The organism is Vibrio sp. 2132-1 (genome assembly GCF_033344315.1).
In genome coordinates this window covers 1-554 of record NZ_JAWPON010000713.1, presented here as the reverse complement: position 1 = coordinate 554, position 554 = coordinate 1, and the positions used below count along the sequence as shown (strand labels likewise).

The window sequence follows — 554 nt, the reverse complement described above, 5'->3', positions numbered from 1 at the left end:
CGTTCCCCAATATTCACGATGTTCACAAGCAGCCAGAGCAACAAGGAGCACCAGCATGAGTCAACCGATCATTCAAATGAAAAACGTGATCAAAGAGTTCACTGTGGGCGGTGGCTTTGCCAAAGAAGAGACTTTTCGAGCGTTGCAAGGCGTCAGTTTTGATCTTTACGCTGGGCGAACATTGGCTCTCGTTGGCGAATCAGGCTGCGGTAAAAGCACGTGTGCAAGGCTAATCACAAAGGTTTACCCGGCGAGCGAAGGGGAAATTCTATTTAACGGCACAAACATCAATGACATCACCTCACGACACGATATTCAAGATTATCGCAGTAAGGTACAAATGGTGTTTCAAGACCCTTTTGGATCGCTGAACCCGACCCACACAATTCGTCATCATCTAACTCGCCCGTTGAAAATCCACAAGCAGGTGCAGCATGACCGCGAGATCCCGGCGAGATTGGAGGAACTTCTCAAGCTGGTGGAATTGCCAGAAGAGACGTTAAACAAGTACCCGCACGAACTCAGCGGCGGTCAGCGTCAGCGAGTAAACCTCG

The 554-nt window shown here is 49.6% G+C and carries 1 protein-coding gene; it reads left to right on the top strand.

What is annotated here, in order from left to right:
- Nucleotides 1-55: 55 nt before the first annotated feature.
- The coding region (locus R8N47_RS27545; RefSeq protein WP_318186406.1) for an ATP-binding cassette domain-containing protein at nt 56-554 on the top strand (499 nt) is incomplete at its 3' end.